At 56.0% G+C, this 17,368-nt stretch carries 20 protein-coding genes and 1 pseudogene; all 21 read right to left on the bottom strand.

Features of this window, described 5'->3' with window-relative positions:
* Positions 1-15: 15 nt before the first annotated feature.
* The 21 genes and pseudogenes from Tel_11455 to Tel_11355 all read right to left on the bottom strand — a co-directional run bounded on the left by Tel_11455 (position 16) and on the right by Tel_11355 (position 17,361).
* Positions 16-765: a hypothetical protein gene (locus Tel_11455; GenBank protein ALP53702.1), complete on the bottom strand. Its 750-nt coding sequence runs from the start codon at positions 763-765 to the stop codon at positions 16-18.
* Complete coding sequence (locus tag Tel_11450) at positions 762-2,024, bottom strand: hypothetical protein (protein ID ALP53701.1); 1,263 nt, start codon at positions 2,022-2,024, stop codon at positions 762-764. Before Tel_11450 ends, Tel_11455 begins: the two co-directional genes overlap by 4 nt.
* Complete coding sequence (locus Tel_11445; protein ALP53700.1) at positions 2,021-2,644, bottom strand: hypothetical protein; 624 nt, start codon at positions 2,642-2,644, stop codon at positions 2,021-2,023. Before Tel_11445 ends, Tel_11450 begins: the two co-directional genes overlap by 4 nt.
* Before the next feature lie 19 nt (positions 2,645-2,663).
* Complete coding sequence (locus Tel_11440; GenBank protein ID ALP53699.1) at positions 2,664-3,257, bottom strand: hypothetical protein; 594 nt, start codon at positions 3,255-3,257, stop codon at positions 2,664-2,666.
* Positions 3,254-3,541: a hypothetical protein gene (locus Tel_11435; protein ALP53698.1), complete on the bottom strand. Its 288-nt coding sequence runs from the start codon at positions 3,539-3,541 to the stop codon at positions 3,254-3,256. Before Tel_11435 ends, Tel_11440 begins: the two co-directional genes overlap by 4 nt.
* Positions 3,542-3,544: 3 nt before the next feature.
* Complete coding sequence (locus tag Tel_11430; protein ALP54843.1) at positions 3,545-3,844, bottom strand: conjugal transfer protein TraB; 300 nt, start codon at positions 3,842-3,844, stop codon at positions 3,545-3,547.
* Positions 3,845-4,444: 600 nt separating this feature from the next.
* Positions 4,445-4,819 (bottom strand): annotated as a pseudogene (locus Tel_11425) (hypothetical protein).
* Between the two features lie 216 nt (positions 4,820-5,035).
* The gene (locus Tel_11420) at positions 5,036-5,557 is read right to left on the bottom strand and encodes a DNA repair protein RadC (protein ALP53697.1); all 522 of its coding nucleotides are present in this window, start codon (positions 5,555-5,557) and stop codon (positions 5,036-5,038) included.
* A gap of 767 nt (positions 5,558-6,324) precedes the next feature.
* Complete coding sequence (locus tag Tel_11415; GenBank protein ALP53696.1) at positions 6,325-6,732, bottom strand: hypothetical protein; 408 nt, start codon at positions 6,730-6,732, stop codon at positions 6,325-6,327.
* Positions 6,733-7,027: 295 nt separating this feature from the next.
* The gene (locus tag Tel_11410) at positions 7,028-7,480 is read right to left on the bottom strand and encodes a hypothetical protein (GenBank protein ID ALP53695.1); all 453 of its coding nucleotides are present in this window, start codon (positions 7,478-7,480) and stop codon (positions 7,028-7,030) included.
* Between the two features lie 353 nt (positions 7,481-7,833).
* Entirely contained in the window at positions 7,834-8,124 is a 291-nt protein-coding gene (locus tag Tel_11405) for a hypothetical protein (GenBank protein ALP53694.1), read from the bottom strand.
* Positions 8,117-8,377 carry an antitoxin gene (locus Tel_11400; GenBank protein ALP53693.1) on the bottom strand — a complete coding sequence of 87 codons (261 nt, stop codon included), beginning with the start codon at positions 8,375-8,377 and terminating at the stop codon, positions 8,117-8,119. The genes Tel_11405 and Tel_11400 overlap by 8 nt, the downstream gene beginning before the upstream one ends.
* A 126-nt stretch (positions 8,378-8,503) precedes the next feature.
* Entirely contained in the window at positions 8,504-10,675 is a 2,172-nt protein-coding gene (locus tag Tel_11395; GenBank protein ALP53692.1) for a DNA topoisomerase III, read from the bottom strand.
* A gap of 7 nt (positions 10,676-10,682) precedes the next feature.
* On the bottom strand, positions 10,683-10,994 hold the full coding sequence (locus Tel_11390) for a hypothetical protein (GenBank protein ALP53691.1): 312 nt from the start codon (positions 10,992-10,994) through the stop codon (positions 10,683-10,685).
* Entirely contained in the window at positions 10,991-11,359 is a 369-nt protein-coding gene (locus Tel_11385; protein ALP53690.1) for a hypothetical protein, read from the bottom strand. The genes Tel_11390 and Tel_11385 overlap by 4 nt, the downstream gene beginning before the upstream one ends.
* 131 nt (positions 11,360-11,490) lie before the next feature.
* Positions 11,491-11,865: a hypothetical protein gene (locus Tel_11380; protein ID ALP53689.1), complete on the bottom strand. Its 375-nt coding sequence runs from the start codon at positions 11,863-11,865 to the stop codon at positions 11,491-11,493.
* An 89-nt stretch (positions 11,866-11,954) separates the two neighbouring features.
* A complete protein-coding gene (locus tag Tel_11375) occupies positions 11,955-12,767 on the bottom strand; it encodes a hypothetical protein (GenBank protein ALP53688.1) in 813 nt (270 codons plus the stop codon).
* Positions 12,768-12,924: 157 nt separating this feature from the next.
* Positions 12,925-14,313, bottom strand: coding sequence for a hypothetical protein (locus Tel_11370; protein ALP53687.1), 1,389 nt, complete (start codon positions 14,311-14,313; stop codon positions 12,925-12,927).
* A gap of 24 nt (positions 14,314-14,337) precedes the next feature.
* On the bottom strand, positions 14,338-14,913 hold the full coding sequence (locus tag Tel_11365) for a hypothetical protein (protein ID ALP53686.1): 576 nt from the start codon (positions 14,911-14,913) through the stop codon (positions 14,338-14,340).
* On the bottom strand, positions 14,900-16,555 hold the full coding sequence (locus tag Tel_11360) for a hypothetical protein (GenBank protein ALP53685.1): 1,656 nt from the start codon (positions 16,553-16,555) through the stop codon (positions 14,900-14,902). The genes Tel_11365 and Tel_11360 overlap by 14 nt, the downstream gene beginning before the upstream one ends.
* A complete protein-coding gene (locus tag Tel_11355) occupies positions 16,552-17,361 on the bottom strand; it encodes a chromosome partitioning protein (protein ALP54842.1) in 810 nt (269 codons plus the stop codon). Before Tel_11355 ends, Tel_11360 begins: the two co-directional genes overlap by 4 nt.
* Between the last annotated feature and the right edge of the window lie 7 nt (positions 17,362-17,368).

The following is a 17,368-nucleotide window of genomic DNA, read 5'->3' as shown; positions in this document are numbered from 1 at the left end:
TGTTTATCCCGTTCCTTAACTTGACGCGTCGAGCCAGGCCTTGAGTGGCTTTGCCTGGAGAAACCCCGGGCGAACCCGGCCATCCGGAGCGATCAGGGTGGGTGTGCCGTGGATGTCATGGCTGCGCGCGAAGGCCTCGATGCGATCGATCGCGGCGTTGTTGCGCGCCAGACAGGTGGGGTCAGAGACGGCCGGAAGATCCTTGCCCGCCATCACCCTGTTCAGTGCCTGCAATGGATCGCTAGAGCAGAGAATGGCCGCGGCCTTGTTTTTGGCGCCAGCGTGAAGGGATTCCACTGGATACATGATGGCGTAGACCTCGACATCATCCAGCGCTGACAGCTGTTCGTGCAGTCGCTTGCACCAGGGGCAGTCAGGGTCGAAGAAGACAGCCAGTTTGGTTGGACCCTGGCCGCCGTATTTCACCGCCGTTTCCAGCGGTAGATCATCCCACTTGATCCTGGCTGTTTGCGCGACCTCGCGTTTACGTTGTGCAGTGAGGTCCGTCGCGGTTTGCATGTCGTAGATGCTGCCGACCACCAGATAGTGTCCTGTGGGGTCGGCGTACAGGACATTGGGGCCGGCTATAATTTCGACCAGTCCCGGTAGCACCGAAGGTTGGATTGAGGTGATATGCGTGCCCGGTAATGCCTTGTGGACGGTACGTTCCACATTGGCAAAATTCAGCGAGCTTGGCGTATCCTCAGCCGATGCGGATTGGGCCGAAAATAGCAAGATGAACGCTATGCCGTAGATTTGTTTCATGAATGGTTCTCCTCGATGTTGACGCCCAGTTCGATACCTTCAGTTAGTACGATTTCCACCACACGGCCGGCATCGATTTCGATAATGGGATAGGTCTCGTCGGCCCGTTTGAGGTACCAGTCAGAGATTTCCCCCAGTGCGGTGCCGAAGCCGGAGGCAACACCGAATTCCAGTGTCTTGCTCGGATCGATGGTGGAGACAGCGCCGGTTGGCGAGGTCAGGACTGAGCTGTAGGATTGTGAGATGGCGCTGCCGATACCACCGGCCGTCCCTGCCAGGAGGGCGCGGGCGATGAGCGCTCCCTGTTTGCTGATCAGGTGGCCACGCATGCCGACCTTGCCGTCCTCGCCGGAGACGTAACCCTTGAGCGGCACATCGAGTATCTCCCCGCCGCGTAGCACGCAGGACAGTCTTTCCAGGCGCAGATAAGCACGTTCATCGGAAATGCGTCCGAAACCGGCCGCCACGACGCGGCATTCTTTAACCCGCGAACGGTACCGGTTAGGCAACGATGCGGTATCGAGTAGTTCCAGCAATACCGGATGAGGGTTGGTGTCGGCCCTGCCGCCGGTGGGCGCATCCAGGCCCGAGAGCAACGCCGCTTTGGCAAATGCTCCGGGTGGGATGCAGTTGGTGACGTTGCACGGGGGTTTCTTTTTGGCCCCCTGTTTGTCTTTGTCATCGGGTACGGGAGTGTCCGCCAGACTGACGGATAGAATCGCGGAAGAAGATATTGTGCTGCCGTTGCGGTTGACGCCCAGGTTGTTGGCGGTTTGTCCCGCCGCATCCGAAAGCACCGTATCCACCATCGTGCCTGAAGCCGGTGACTGTTTGCGGGGCGGCGGTGGCGGCGGCAGCGTGGGAAAGGTCGCCACCCCGGTGTTCAGCGGCACCGAAGGGGTGGCTTGATTGGCGCGTGCCTGATTCGTTTGTAGTTGTGCTATCTCACCGCGTAGCTGTTCGATGGTGCGTGTGAACTCGGCGTTGGATTTCTTCAGAGTATTGATGTCGCTCTCGCCGCGGGAGATCCACACTTCACGTGGATCGACCTTCTTACCGGGCAGGTTGAAATGTTCGGTAATTTCTTCATCACTCGACACCTGGTCATTGTTCGTCGCGATTTGTTGTTGTGGGTCGGTCAAATAAAGTCCCAGTAGGATGCCGCCGAACAACAGGCCCGCAGCACCGAGCGTGATGATGGTTTGGCGCTTGCGTGCGGCCGTACTGGTTGTGGAAGTGGCCTCATGGGTGTCTGTCATGGTTGCACCCCTCGTATGATCCGCGCGACGAAGACGTCAGTCGATTCATGGGCGCGCAGCCGATGTGTGTCGATGGCAATCGCCGCAATGGGATGCCCCGGCAGAATCCGTAATTCACGCTCATCCAGCTGCATTTCTTCCTGGGTAAGATTGGTGAGGGTGTCGCCGGTGTAGATCGTTTTCCGCTCCAGTTGCACTTCCTCCCAAAGGGGAATGGTCTCGGGAGCGGCGCGGGGCGTGTAGTCTTCGGGCAATGCGTTGCGTCCCAGAGAAGACATCAGGCGCTGAATACGTTTGATGAAGGGCAATGCCCGGTCCGCCGAGTTGCCACTCTGGTTGCCGTGGTAGGGCGGTCGAAGAAACACGGTCTCGGCGGGGATGTCCGTGGGCGCGGCCAGTAAGGTATATGTCTCACCGTTGTCAGCGCGTACAAAAAGAGAGAACGGTTTCACGCCGATGACCCGCACGAAGAGCTGACCGGAGGTTTTGTCAGGCTCCACGCGCATCCGGTCTTCAGCACCCCAGATGTGATCGATGCGCGCCCCATCGGCCATGGATATGCGATTGAGTTCCTTCAGCGATACCTTGACCGGCACGGTTCGCCCATCCACGACATCCACGACCTGAAGTGCGAATGCACTAACGGGTAGTGTGAGTATCGTTATTAACAACAAACGGTTTATCACGATTGACCTCTTGGAATTCTGTGATGTGGATGAATCCACCTTGCAGTTGAAATTTCATGCGGTAGGCAATGCGGTTTTCACTGACGATTTCTTTGCCCACCCGCACAATTTGCTGGCCGATGATGGCCACGAAGTTGCCCCGCACCATGGCGTCTATTGGAAAGAACATGGCCGACATCTCATGCTGCTTGATGCGCTCGGCCTCTTCGGCTAGCTGTGTATGCAAGACAGCATAGGCATCGGGTGATGCGTAACGGAGAAAGGTCTGGATACGGTGGTCCAGATTCTTCGGTGTGTAGGACAGCATCAGGGAAGCGAACCACTCACCTACCTGGGTCAGATACTCTGGACTGGCTTCATTACCTTGTACCCAAAACGGTTGGCTGAACTCGGGCGGCACGAATACCGTTTTCTCGCGGACATCATTCATCATGGTGTGCCAGCTAAGGATCAGATTGGAAAGCGCCATGACCGCCGCCACTACGAACCACAACCTGCCACTCCATTGGGCGGCCGCGAGGCTGGAACGGAACCGTTGCAGTTTCATCCGGCGTACTCCCGCACGAAGCTGGGAGCGCGGCACTTGATCCAGAGATCGGAGCGCGTATACCAATAGAGAAAACGCAGGATCAATCCACGACCTCCTGCTTGTTTAATGCGCGCCAGAGCCCGTGCCGTGATAAATCCCAGCACGATTCCTGCGATAAACTGTTGAAACAGGGCGCCGAACAGCATCAGAAACATAAAGGTGCCCGCTTCATCCGCATCCCACATAAAAACCATCGGCGGGTCATCCAGGTGGCGGGGGATCATGTAGCGCGCCATCTCCATAATTCAGATCGTCGCGGAGCTGAACAGGGCGTTGATGATGGTGGGACCGAGCACGCCGAAGATGGCCAATATGATTCCGAGCACCGCGGGCAATGCTGAACCCCGTCCGATGCCATAGGCCAGGCCGAAGACACCGCCGGTGATGGCCAGTCCACGGCCGAGATAACCGGACGCGGCGCCATAGATGAAATCGTAGAAGGCCTGGAACTCACCGCCAGTGGTGGCGGCCAGCGCCAGCCCTGGAAGGAACAGCGCGGAAAAGGCGATGCTCAACTGAGCATAGCTTCTGGTATTGCATAACATCATGGATTGATTTCCTCTTTTTCGTGATGTGAAGTGGAAAGTGAAGTGACAATGATTTCCGCACGACGGTTTTTCGCACGGCCTGATTCGGTGGCGTTGGAAGCGACATAGCAACAAAGCGATGAGACCTTGAGCGTGATATCGTTTTTGTCTACACCCTTATCGTTTAAAAATTTCATTACTGATTGCGCACGTTTCTGAGCCAGAGTGTCATTGGTGATCGTGCCACCCGTAGCCGTGTTATCGGTGTAGCCGGTGATCGTGATCCGATAGGTTTCTGGTAATGTGTTAACCAACTGTGCAAGTGCAACCCGATCTGAATCTCTAAGGACAGAGGAAGCATGATCGAAATGGGTAGTGAGTTTGCGTGGCGCGTGCTGTGAATATTTACCCGATTGCGATTCGGCCCGATGAACAGATCTGCTAACTGTGGTCTTTTGTGTGGATGCCGGGCAATCCGCGCATATCAGAAAGTGATCGGGTGTTCCGCGTACTTGCGTGATGCCGAGTGTGAGCGATTGCTCGGTCTCATCATGAATCGCCTGTGTGTCCGGCACGGATGCGCAGCCCATCAGGAGGGTTGTTAATAGACAGATTGTGGAAAACACGTTTTGCATAAGTTATTCGTTTAAGTTCAGTCTCAGGTGACGAAGACGGTCCCGCGTTGTAAGCGCCGATAGCTCGCCAGTTGTAGCCGAAGTGACGGATATAGCCCGCCAGGACCCAGGCGCCGACGTGTACGTTGGTGCACCCGTCCCATAAATCCCCCGGCGCGATTCCCATCTCAGCCAAGCGGGGAAACCACCGAGAATTAATCTGCATCACACCCACATCCACCGATCCATTGGCGTTGCGGTTAACCGCACGCACATTCATCGCGCTCTCGGTCATGGCGATGGCGTGCAGGATGGTCGTATCTATACCGTAGCGTTCCGCGGCGTACTGCCAACAGCTTTCGGCGAAGGCACTGTTCATGACCGCAAAAGACAAAATTAAAAAAAGGTACAGCGCTTCGCATGTCGACCATCCCGCGCGACTGCGGTGTGTGGGTGTAGTGTCGGGAAGTAGGGGGGGTAGGAACAATGAAGAATTGGATACAGTGTTGCGAAAATTAACAGGGCGTGAGTGTTGTGAGTGAGAACTAAGGGAGTTCCAGTCGGGGGGAGAGATTCCCCGCGACTGGATGACACGTTACAACAAACCTCTTTCAGAAAAAGAGGTGGTTTCTATATCGCCGACCACGATGTGATCCAGCACCCGAACATCCACCAGTGCCAGCGCATCCTTCAACCGCTTGGTGAGTTGTTCATCCGATCGTGAAGGTTCCGCGACGCCGCTGGGATGATTGTGCGCGAAAATTACGGCCGCCGCGTTGATCTCCAGTGCCCGCTGCACCACCACCCTGGGATGGACGGAAGCACCGTCTATGGTGCCACGGAACATTTCCTCGAAGGTCAACACTCGATGCCGATTGTCGAGATAGATGGCACAGAACACTTCGTTCTTGTAGTCCGCTAATTTGAGACGCAAGTACGCCGTGGTATCCGCGGGGCTGGTCAGATTGCTGCCTCGAACATGTCGCGCAGCGAGGATATCGAGGGCCAAACGGATAATGGCTCTCTGTTCGTTGTCATCAAACTCGGCTGGCCGAGTAGCCGGTTGTCGCAGTTGTTGTTTCAACCGGGTTTCATCGTATTGAAGGGCGTTTTCCATGGTGATCTCCTGAAATAACGGCAGCAGAGATCACATCCCAGTGGGAGAGTAATCTCCCACGGCCTGGGTTGAAGAAAGTTGACGAAGAAGGATCGACGGCACTGGCTTGGAGGCCTGGGTCGTTGCACCTGTTTCACGATCCGGCGTAGGTGCGCGGGATGCCGGATAAAGCCGGCAAGGGTGCATGTTGAGTCCGCAACATGCCACGGTAGAAACTGCCTTTCCGAAATAACGCCTGTTGATATGGTGATCGATACTTTGGAAAGACGCCGCATGGAAGCGGCGACATTCCCACAGGAAGATCCTGCAGATTGATATTGAGAGCGTGTTGAGTGACGCTGGCGCCGGTGTTATTAACCGGAGAAAGCAAATTCATAGGCCGTTCATTGGCCTTGATCCCCACTGCATGATGGATCGGCACGGCGTGCCTTGTCACCTGTCGATCGTTCGTTAACCTGACCTGATAACGGGGAAAGAGGTCTACACAATCAGGGCGCGTTACTTCGCACAAAGGGACCCGTCACAATCCGACGACGGGCGGCCGGCGACGATCGAAACAAAGACCATGGCGGTCTTTCCCAAAGCCCTGCGATGCTATCCGGCAGACATCTGGCATGAGCCATGGGAAAGACCGCTACGGCACTGACGGTCGCCGGCGCTTTTGTCTGAACTCTGGTGTGAGTTAGCGTGAACTGTGGCGCTAACTGGCGCTACGCCGCAGAAGCGAGGTAGTGCCAGGGGCCACTATGTGCCACCGAAAAAGACGGCTACCAGCCGGTGTGATTCAGCATCAATTCCGTTAACACTTCGACCTGTTCCAGGTCGAGACGGTTGGCGATGTCACCCAGTGCGGTATAACCATGGCATTTGCCAAGGCTTAGTCCCCAGTCACCGTTATAGAAACTACAAACAGCGCCGATGAACACGCCTTCGCCAATACTGCACACGGACATGAAGCGTTCGATCGCTTCATGATCCGGGCGAATCTGATTGCGGTCAGTCGCATCCTGATAACTGTCGATGCCCCTGCAGTAAAAATATTGCGGACCGATCATTTTGATCTCCATTTTCCACGCCGCCAGAAATCGCGCCGGTGCATCGGCATAGTGATCACGGACTTTGGCCTGTTGCTGCTGAAACCTGCTCAACATGGTTTCATCGGCATCGTTGCCCATTGCTATTTGGTTCATGTGGTTGTCTCCTGCCATTGGTTTTGGGGAAAACCTTCCTGAAACAGAAAGCGCATTGCCCCATAGGTTGATGAATGGATCGTTGGCGTTAGCCATTGCACCTGTTTAACGATCCGGCGAAGGTGCCGTAGGCGCTGATGGATATCAGCAAGGATGCCGCGTCAAGCACACGGCGAGAGGTGCAACGTCTTTCCGCAACAGCCGGCGCGGCCGTTCTGGAAAAACGCCGCAGTGCAGCGTAGTTCCACAGGAAATGGTCCTGTAAGGGAGTGAAGGTCGATCAGACGGCTGTGCGCAGCTCGATGTCGAACGGCTTGCCGTTTACCTTGACCCAGTCGATGCGCAGCAAACGCGCTTTCAACGAGACACCGGTTTGGCCCGCTTTGTCACCGGACTTGTAGGTAAAGGTGTCCGCGTAGAGATCGCCCAGTTTGAAGCCGACAAGTACCTTGTTTTCATCGTCATTGATGACGGACATCAACTGTTCAATGATGGTCTTTGCGTCTGAACCGGATACACGACAGTCGAAGCGCGTGTACTGGATATCCTCACTGTCGCCATGGAGGGCGGAAATATCGACAGCAAGAAACGGTTGAGAGCGTTTGACCGGTACTTCCCGGACTCGGTTGAGATAGCCGATACCTGTCGCATGGAGATCGAAGTATTTAGTCTCCTGGTTATTGTGGTCTGAATTATCGAGACCTGGGTTATTGATGTCTATGTTATCTGACATGATGTTTCTCCTATGAGTTTATGAAAGGGAAACACCGAACCCCACAGGGGGAACAGATTTCCCCGATGGGTTGATGAAGATGGATCGACGGCGCTGGCGCGATGGCCTGACCGATGCACTTGTCACACGATCCGGAAAAGTGCTAAAGGCGCTGATATCAATCAGCAAAGGTGCTACTTAGCCCAAGTAGCGAGGGGTGAAAAAATAATTGACCGATAACAGTCGTCAGTGTCTTGGACTATCGGCCAATCATTGTCAGGTGACAACGATAAATAGATTATTCAATGAAAAAATTATCAGACCATGCTGCTGATAAATCGTTATACCGTGGATGGGATTGTGGGCTGGAAGGATTAGAGGTGTTTTACTGGATCCATGCTTTGATGAAGCACCCGCACAATCGTGATACCGTGGGGCTGTCTCATGTAGTACAGTATATGGCTTTCATAGGGAAAGCTGAGAAGCTCTTCAGATAGGTTTTCCCGTTTGGTTCCCAGGTCGGGATTGTCGGCAAGTAGTTGTCCACGCGCTTCCAGGCCATCGAGATAGGTATGGGTCTGCGTTGCTCCCCACTGTTGGAAGGTATAGTCGATGATGTCTTCAAGATCGCGTTCGGCTTTTTCTGTGAATTTATAGTCAGCCACTTATCCGTTTCCGCAATTTGTCCATGACAGCTTTGCCATCCGTGACCTTTCCGGCTTGCAGGTCGGCGATACCTTCCTGGATTGCCTCTCTCAGGTGTTCCTCTTTCAGCGCTTCGAGCTGAGCAAATTCCGCTGCCGAGATCACCACGGCAACGGGTTTGCCATTCCTGTTGATCCCGACGGGACCATGCTGTGCTTTAATGAGGACTTCACCGAATTCGCGTTTGGCATCACTGGCGTTGAGTATTTCCATAGCGCACCTCGTATTGATTAAATTGATTAATTTAATCAATATTAGACTTTTCGCGAGGCGATGTCCACCTGCTGTTTCACATGACCGGCCCTGTTGTGGTCAGAATAGTGTAACTTATTGATATTATTATTCATACGTCCGCGCAAAATAGTCGCACTTTGGGTAGGCAGTACAGCCAATAAAGGGTCTACCGGCATTCTTGCCGGTTTTTACGGAACGTTGCACCAGCTTGCCGGATCGGCATTGCGGGCAGGCGTCGCCGATCTTCGAGGGCGGACCACCGTGTGTTTCACGTGTTGCGGAGTGCTTGTTGGCTTGTCCTGGTTTTCCTCGATTGTCCGGCAACGTGCTCTTGCAATCCGGATAAGCTGTACAACCCCAAAACCAGCCGTTCTTGCCTTTGCGCCGCCGCAACGGTTTGGCGCATTGCGGACACGGATGTTGTGCTGGATCGTCGTCGCCGAACCCGGCTGAACGAGTGGCACCCGATGCGGACTGTTGTTTAACCTGGCGCAGGATCTCCTCGATCCACTTGGCCTGACCGGCGATAAACGCCGGGAGGTTGCCACGCCCTTGAGCGATATCATCCAGTCCTTGCTCCCACAGAGCCGTAGTGGCTGGGTCCTTGATCTGTGCCGGCATCATGGCGATCAAGGCACGGCCTGTTGGCGTGCTGATCAGGTCTTTCTTGGCCTTTGTTAAAAAGCACCTCTGCAGCAGTGTTTCGATAATGCCGGCACGTGTGGCTTCCGTCCCGATTCCGGAAGTATCGCGCAGCACCTTCTTGAGTTTAGGATCACTGATCTGCTTGCCGATGGATTTCATCGCGGCGATTAACGAGCCTTCGGTGTAGCGAGGAGGTGGTTTGGTCTGCCTGGTATCGAGACGGTCGCTAAGCACCTGTGTCACCTCACCCGTGGACACCGCCGGCAGGTCGGCATTGTCATCCGGGCTGTCAGTCCTTGCCTGGCCCAAAACGCTTCGCCAACCGTCGACTCGGGGCACGTTGCCGGAAACGCGAAAGGTGTTGTTGCAGGCGATGACCTCAATCACGGTCTTGTCGTACTCGTATGCCGGGTAGAACTGGGCGATATAGCGGCGGCTGACCAGATCGTAGAGCCGCCGTTCCCGCTGTGACATCTTGGTCACATCGGCGGAGGTCGTGGTCGGGATGATGGCGTGGTGGGCGGTGATCTTCTTGTCGTTCCATGCCCTGGAACACAGGCCGGCATCAGCGCCGTCAACCAAAGGCGCATAGACCGGATCGGATTGTTTCAACGTGGACAGCACCTGTGTTGCATCGGCCCGTTGCGAGTCCGGCAGGTAGGGACAGTCGGTGCGTGGATAGGTCAACGCCTTATGGGTTTCGTACAGGGCCTGGGCGGTATCCAGCACCTCCTGCGCACCCATACCCCAGCGTTTCGATGTTTCTTGCTGTAGCGTAGATAGATCGAAGGGTAAGGGCGCCGCTTCTTTCTCGCGGGTGGTTTCCGCCTTGGTAATCTTGCCCTGCTGACCCTCGATCTTTTGCGCCAGCGTGCGGGCCGCCGTAAGATTGGTGCAGCGGCCCTCGGAATCCGTCAGTTCCGCGGGTGGTAGCCACCTGGCCGTGAACTGGCCTGCCTGTGCCTGGAACGTTCCGTGGATCTCGTAATAGGGGCTCGGTGTGAAAGCCTCGATGGCCAGGTCCCGCTCGACCACCAGATTGAGTGCCGGGGTCTGTACCCGTCCTACGGAGAGCACGCCGTCATGACCACCCTGGCGGCCGATGAGGGTATAGGCGCGGGTGAGGTTCATGCCCACCAGCCAATCGGCTCGGGCACGGCCCAGTCCGGCATGATAGAGCGCTTCGGTCCTGGAACCGGGGAGTACATTGGCGAGCGCCTTACGGATACTGGCGTCATCCAGCGCCGAGAGCCATAGCCGGGTTACCGGGCCGCGCCATTGGCAAAGCTGCAACATTTCACGGGCGATGGTTTCACCCTCCCGGTCGGCGTCGGTGGCGATCACCACACTGGAGGCCTTCTTCAACAATTGCCGAATGATATTGTATTGCTTGCGCGCCTCCTTCCTGACCTCCAATTTCCACTGCCCAGGAATGATCGGCAAGGTCTCGAACTGCCAGCGTTTATAGGCGGGGTCGTAGCCATCGGGGGCAAGCATCTCCAACAGGTGACCGAAGCACCAGGTGACGGTGGTATCGCTGCCTTGCAGACAGCCGTCACCTTTCCTGCTCACACCTAACACACGAGCGATGTCGCGGGCCTGGGAAGGTTTTTCACAGAGATAGAGTTGCACGTCGAACTTACACTGTCTGCTTGAGTGTTTCTTTGAGTGTCTTGCCGGGGGAGAACGCGGGAACGTAACGAGCCGGTAATGCTATGGTTTCGCCGGTGTGCGGATTGCGCCCGATGCGTGCCCGGTGTTTTTTCCGATGAAAACGGCCGAAGCCGATCAAGGAGACCTCACCGCCTTCCGACAGGGTAGTGCGAATGATCTGTTCGAATGAATCGATGAATTTCAATGCCTCTGTCTCCGCAATGTCCAGATTGCTCGAGATTGCGCTGGCCAGATCGGTTCTATTCATGGGCTGTCCTCGGATACTTTTGTCGATCATTTCTGCCGCCTTTGCACGGACTCGACGCGGGCCAGGATGAGGGAGATATCATCCGCATACAACACGAATTTGGATTTCTCTTCACCGCTTTTTTCATCGGTCCAAACGTTGTGTTTCAATGAACCTTCCACCCTGACGCGTGCGCCTTTCTTCAATGTGCGCATGGCGTCATCCGCAAGCCGATCCCAGGCGGACACGTCCAACCAGAAGCCACCCTTGTCCTCGTATTCACCGGTCTCCGGGTTTTTAACGGGCTTGTCGAAATAGACGCGCAGGTCGGCGACTTGTCGCTGGTCTTCACCGACCGGTGATGTCAATACAGGATCGGCACCCAGATTGCCTGCGCCAATGAATGTGTTCGCCATAATATTGTCCTCGTCGTAGTGGGTTGATAATCTCGGGATTTCACATTACCCGGATGACCGCGCCTGGCCAACGAAAAATCGGTTTTGGCTCAATGATAAAATCAGGGCGATAAAGCTGGCGCGATAAAAACTCAGACTCCACGCTTCAGCTCATCCAGCTTATGCACGGTGTCCAGGTAGCGTTGCAGACTCCTGACTTCGTAATGTTGCATGCCATACAGCAGATTGAGTTTCAGCCGCTCCTGCTCGAATTCGAGATACACTTCGCGTGCCGGAGGCGACAGCGAGCTCAGGAGATTCATTCCCACCTCGTTAGCCGACAGCTCGAAATATTGTTGCTTGACCAAGCGGCTGCCTCGCAGACGCCAGCGGACATATTGGCTGCTGCCGGTTTTGTGCAGGGTCAAATGGGCAGGCCGGGGCGGGCGAAACGTTTGCTGGAATTGGTCGATCAAAGCGAGCATGCACTGTCCGATCTCGTCGCGCATGGCACGCGTATAATCCAACCGCTGTCGAAGTGATCGTAGCCGCCAATCCACCCGACCTCCCTTACCCTTAAAAGGTAAAGGAAAAGGCCCTTTAGCATCGAACTGCATTAGCTACTTTCCTGATCATCCGGATTATCTATTTCAGGGTCTTCGGCCACATCAGGCAATGGAGAATCGGCGCTGTTGATCTCCGGTGCGATCCGTGCCCGCTGGTTACCGTCCAGAACCTCCTGCGGCAGTTCACCCATGATGGCCATTGCCTCCCTGGCTTTCAGCGCGATGGGCGTTCTATTGCGCATATCGGCGCGGGTCACCAGCGTGAATTTCCACAGGCCAGACAGCGCAAAGGCGTGTCGTACCCGACGTGCGCAGTTGTGTAACGCCTTGTCGCTGTTGCCGCGTTGTATCAGTCCCACATGCCGGCCGGTAAGAATAGCGCAGACCAGTTGATCGAAATCCGCGATCAAGTAGGCGCCCATATAGCCGAAGGCGTTGGCGAACTGAAGGGGCACACGCACCGGTTGCAGCGAGTGCGCGATATTGATCTGTACACCGATGGCCGCCGTCTTCAACAGTGATTCCGTTTCCTGGCGCAGGGTGTTGATATAATCCCGCGTACTGTTCAACGATTCCTCGACCTGCAGCAGGGTCCAGTCCGCGTAGGGGTCATCACGGCCGGCGGATGACCAGATGCGTTTCATATTCATGCCAAATCGAACCAGCCCGATGATGTGCTCCTTGCTCTCTGTATGCCGCCGGCCGTAGACCAGGCGTTGCGCCTGGCGTGTCTGTATGTCAAGGCTGGCGCTGCCACGTAGTAAACCAGGGCGTGACGCAGCCGTGGTGTAGTCGACCACCGGATCGGCATTGTCCGGCAGTGCTCGCGGTTTGCTACGGGTATCAGCTAGTTCATCGTTCATGGTTATTCCTCCTGCTTGGTTTCATAGGTTGTTCAGTCCCGTCCGGGACCGACGTGGATATCGCCCGCCTTCTCGGTGTTGGCACTGCCAACAGTACGGGCCGGTTCCGGCGCCACCTTCAGGTGTTGGCACTGCCAACACCCGTGGGAAGTGTTATTCATGATTCCGATTCCTGTTTTTTTTGCCCGCTTCGGATTTCCTCGAGACGTTGTGACATTCGATTCGCGGCGCTTCCCGAGTGCTTTTGCAACAACGCGAGGGTCTTCTCGTCATTGCGTTTGTCCAACTCCTTCATCCGCCGTTTATGCTCCTGCTCCCGTTCTCTCGCTTCGCGTATCCGCAGACCAATGGTCAACTGAAACTCCCCGGTCTTCGCCCGTTGACACAGGACGGCCAGATAGCCGATGGGATTCTCGATGGGTGTTCCACGTTTGGTGCCCGTGCTCAGGCGGCCATGCCATTCGTCGAGCACGTCCTGCTGCAGCGAATCGTCGATGGCTGTGAGGTACATCATGGCCAGATTTCTCTCGTTGTCAGAAATCCGGGGCGGGAAGTGGAGGAACTCGGGCAGCCTCGCGCACGCGCGCGACAGATGTTTGTTTGTAGTAGTTGTATTTATATTATTACTACTACTACTACATACATCCGTGTGCGTATTTTGCCGGGGGGGTGAGGCAATATTTGCGTCCAGGTGCAGATTCTGCACACGGTTGTGTTCATCGTTTTCAACCATGTGCGTTTTTTGCACTTGGGTGTATTCGGTCTCGTCACCCATGCGTGCATCGGGTAAAGAGGTACCTGTATCCGGATTTTGTTCATTGAGAGCCGCGATATGCGGATCGGACAGGGCATAAAAGGGGTTGTGTTTGGCAAGCTGTAATACCGGTGTGTCTTTCCGCTCCCGGGCAAATAGTCCGATCCGCCGCTCATAAGTCCAGGTCTGGACACGTTCTCCGATGGCATCTTTACCCACGTCGATCATGTCCTGAATCGTGGCCAATACGCTGCGCGCGACACGGCCTACCCTGAGATGTTTGTGATTCTGGCTGTTACGCAAAAATTCGATATAGTCACTATCGAGATACATGGCATCGCCCAGCGTGACCGGCTCGTCATGCAGGGCGTAGATATTGCCGAGGAAACGCCCCTGTGTGTCCCTGACACGCTCGCAGAGTGACAGCCAACGCGTAGCCCGCAGGATGGTAATGGCACGCGACACGGTGTGGTTGGATTTGACATTGGCGCCGGCGCGGATCGCACCGTAATTCGGGAAGGCGGTGACGGCGCCGGGCGTCGTGATATGGGTGCGTATGATCTGCCAGACCACCTTGTCCACGGGTTCGAGTATTGGATCGGTTACCAAAAGACGCGGGTAGGGGTCCTGCCAGTTACCGAAGAAGATCAGGCTGCTTTGCTGGTCCTCGTCGCGCCGGTCTGTGGAGTGCGGCGCGCTATTGCGCAGTTGCTGAATGGCATTCTGAATATAGAGGGATAACGCCTGGGTTTGGGGAGAAACGGGCGCGACTGTTTCCTGTTCATCCGTCACGGGTTTCTCCGTCTACGGCTTTCCTTAAACGCGACTGCATCGTGGTCTGATACGATTATTGTCACGGGCGCTTTCCCAGGACTGGATCAAAGACCAGAGCGCACGCAGTGGTTGTCCTGTCTCCTGGCCCACATGCTGATAGCGTTCTGGCAGGGGCAAGCCCTCCGTTTTGACCCAGCTTTCCCATATGGCGACTTGCTCCTCGTCGGACGGGAGCGGTGGCCGGCCCGCACCGCAGCCGGGGATACCCAACAGTTTCTGCCGCTGGATGTATTCGGTGGTGGACATGCCGAAGAGGGTGTTCATCATGGTGATCGGTGCCTCCAGGCGCAGCAACTCGTCCTGCAGTGCGTCATTGGCCAACTCATGGCGCAGGTGGACCATGATTTTGCTGAAGCAGCTATGGTCGGTTTTGATCTCCAGAAAGTGGCTGCTCATACGCGCCAGGTGTTTGATGGCCTTGACCGGGAGCTGGGAGAGCTGGCGGATTTCATCAACGGTGAAATCAAGATCCTTGATCGCCTTGAGATCGCCTTCCGACAGCGCCTGGATGGCGTACAGCATGACGTGATAGGCGAGCAGAGAGTCATGAGGGGGCATGTTCACTCCTTTGCAGCCAGAGCGTATCTTCGTTTTCACAACCGATCTGTGATCGCAACTGCCGGCACTGGCGAATCAGCGCCATGAGTGAGTGGAAGTGCGCGTCAGGAAACAGTGGGTCAGCGAAGAGCTGGCAGGCAATCGACACCCAGGCGGGTTGGCCGAGCATGCGCATGAGTTCCTGCTGATCGCTCTTGAGACACAGATCCCGGATCGCCATTGACTCGGGAAGATTGGGGATTCGTTCGGCCTGCGCAGTCTCTTCCGAGCAGACATAGAGCATCCACCAGACCCACTGACGCAACATCATTTCCCACTGTTGTTTGGCATCGAGTGTACTTGCGTCATCGGGGATGAGTGGTTCATCGGGCAGGTCGACAAGAAAACCTAAACCCCAGTCAGGGGATTGCCGCACACACTGTTCCATCTGGTAGTGAGATGCCAGGTCATAGGCAACTTCATAAGTGTTACGGCGGGCCTGCTCGATGTCGAGCGGGGCGGTATCGGCAGGTTCCGCATTTTCGATGCTTGCGGCTTGTTGTCGATCCGGTACTTTTGTTTTCTCTGGGCTCGCTTGAACGGGGCCAGACGAATTCGCCACCTTGGTTGCTTCGTTTGTCGCCTCTGGTGTCGGTGGTGATTCTGCAGGTGCCGATGTATCGATCCGCTTAGCAGGCTGAATATCCGTAGGTACGTTGGTCTGCTCGTCGGTTTCGTTTGCGTTGACAGATTGTTGTGGCTGGATAGAGGGAGATGAATCCTCCATCTTCCTCCCATGCAGCAGTGCATCGATGTCCAGTCGCATGGACCTGACCGGGATATCCAACACATCGGCCAGCCGCTCTTCCAGTGAGATACGTAGGGCTTCGTTGTCCCATTCGGGGCGATTGTGCTCGGCAAGGCAGTCGTGAAACAGATCGCCGAAGGCGGCTTCGTCCTGGTTCGCGGTTTGGGTCCAATAAGACTGGAAGGCCTTTTCGATCTGCCGGATACGCGCGATCTGCGGTCTTCCCATGCCGGCGCGTAACGCCTCCGGGATGAGCGGCAGTAAAACATCCACCGCATAATCCATCCGTGACAGCAGGTTCAAATCGACGGCATAGCCGGTATCTCTAAGGCGTTGGGTCAGTTGACGGAAGGAATACTGCGTGCCGTCTTCCGACTCGAACATCGTCTTCAGATCCCGCACCGCCAGTGCCTTGTCGATGAAGAGCATGTCGCCGCGTTTCTCGTTCTCGATGAGATGGGCGGCCAGGACGTGGGTTTCCGATTGCCACGGCCGGAACAACACATGAATACGGAAAAACGTTTCGTCGCCGGTTTCCTTGTGCAGCTCGTTGAGGATGCCAAGGCGCGTATTACCGCCCGATTCCACCATGTAGTGTTCTGCACCGGGACGGCGAGTCACCGTCAGCGGATTGTTCAATCCGCCTTGGGCACGAATTGAATCCTTGATCTCGTCATAGCGCGGATTGCGTTCGCGGCGCGGGTTTCGGTCGTAGGGACGGATTTGCGCGAGTGTCAGCAACATAGGTGTGGGCGCGACGGGGTCGGCGCGAGGCAACTCGCCACCTTTGCCGAAGTGCGGCGCCTTCAATAGCTGTCCGAGTTTCTCATCTGAAGGACGGTGTTTCGAACTCATGGCAGATCCACATCACCTAGGTGGGGAAAGAGTTCCCGCACCAGATTCAGCATGGTTTCCCTGGCGCTGGGCGTAGGGCCGGTGCGTTTGGCCTCCCAGCGGTGAACCGGCGTCTGGGCAGTGGCCGACTCACGATAGGCCACGGTGGCCGGGATGACCGTCTCCAGAATCCGTATTTGCCCATGGCTGGGACCGGACTCTCGGCGCAGCTCCCGCACGATACGTTGTGCGTCGATGGTGCGGTCCATCCGGTATATCAAGCCATATAAAGGACCGACGGGTGCACCGAGGTAGGTCATGGGTTGCAGTCGATCCAACATACCCAGGGTGCCACGGGTGAATTCGCGCGCCGAGAGAATTTCCGGCGGGATAGGCGATAGCAACAGGTCGGCCGCCAGCACTGCGGCATCTTGTAACGGCCCAACCGCGCCCTGAGTATCGATCAGGATGATGTCATACGCCCCGTCGAACGATGTCAGGAGGTGCTTCAATCGCACCCGGCCGTCTGGCGTATGCAGTATCCAGTTCTGTAATGCCCCTTCCGGGTCGTCGGAGACAATCAGGTCGAGGTTGGAAATCGCCGAATGGCTGACGACATCAATCGCTGTAGCCTCGGTGATCAAGCCGGAGAGGCCCCTTGTCGCCAACGTATCCAGTGGGTAAAAGCTTGATAGTGTGGGTTGTACGTCGGCATCGACGAGCAAAACGCGTTGCCCCAGATCGGCGAGTATGCCGCCCAGATTGGCCGTCAATGTCGTCTTGCCGACACCTCCCTTGGTGCTGGTGATGGTGACTTTCAGGGTCATGGAGAAC

This window comes from Candidatus Tenderia electrophaga (genome assembly GCA_001447805.1).
Taxonomy (GTDB): domain Bacteria; phylum Pseudomonadota; class Gammaproteobacteria; order Tenderiales; family Tenderiaceae; genus Tenderia; species Tenderia electrophaga.
This window is presented reverse-complemented; position numbering and strand designations above follow the sequence as displayed.

Excerpts from the sequence above, each read along its gene's own strand:
- Tel_11455 (ALP53702.1), bottom strand. The coding sequence starts at position 765 with ATGAAACAAATCTACGGCATAGCGTTCATCTTGCTATTTTCGGCCCAA.
- Tel_11450 (ALP53701.1), bottom strand. The coding sequence starts at position 2,024 with ATGACAGACACCCATGAGGCCACTTCCACAACCAGTACGGCCGCACGC.
- Tel_11440 (ALP53699.1), bottom strand. The coding sequence starts at position 3,257 with ATGAAACTGCAACGGTTCCGTTCCAGCCTCGCGGCCGCCCAATGGAGT.
- Tel_11435 (ALP53698.1), bottom strand. The coding sequence starts at position 3,541 with ATGGAGATGGCGCGCTACATGATCCCCCGCCACCTGGATGACCCGCCG.
- Tel_11430 (ALP54843.1), bottom strand. The coding sequence starts at position 3,844 with ATGTTATGCAATACCAGAAGCTATGCTCAGTTGAGCATCGCCTTTTCC.
- Tel_11420 (ALP53697.1), bottom strand. The coding sequence starts at position 5,557 with ATGGAAAACGCCCTTCAATACGATGAAACCCGGTTGAAACAACAACTG.
- Tel_11415 (ALP53696.1), bottom strand. The coding sequence starts at position 6,732 with ATGGGCAACGATGCCGATGAAACCATGTTGAGCAGGTTTCAGCAGCAA.
- Tel_11410 (ALP53695.1), bottom strand. The coding sequence starts at position 7,480 with ATGTCAGATAACATAGACATCAATAACCCAGGTCTCGATAATTCAGAC.
- Tel_11400 (ALP53693.1), bottom strand. The coding sequence starts at position 8,377 with ATGGAAATACTCAACGCCAGTGATGCCAAACGCGAATTCGGTGAAGTC.
- Tel_11390 (ALP53691.1), bottom strand. The coding sequence starts at position 10,994 with ATGATCGACAAAAGTATCCGAGGACAGCCCATGAATAGAACCGATCTG.
- Tel_11385 (ALP53690.1), bottom strand. The coding sequence starts at position 11,359 with ATGGCGAACACATTCATTGGCGCAGGCAATCTGGGTGCCGATCCTGTA.
- Tel_11375 (ALP53688.1), bottom strand. The coding sequence starts at position 12,767 with ATGAACGATGAACTAGCTGATACCCGTAGCAAACCGCGAGCACTGCCG.
- Tel_11365 (ALP53686.1), bottom strand. The coding sequence starts at position 14,913 with ATGCCCCCTCATGACTCTCTGCTCGCCTATCACGTCATGCTGTACGCC.
- Tel_11360 (ALP53685.1), bottom strand. The coding sequence starts at position 16,555 with ATGAGTTCGAAACACCGTCCTTCAGATGAGAAACTCGGACAGCTATTG.
- Tel_11355 (ALP54842.1), bottom strand. The coding sequence starts at position 17,361 with ATGACCCTGAAAGTCACCATCACCAGCACCAAGGGAGGTGTCGGCAAG.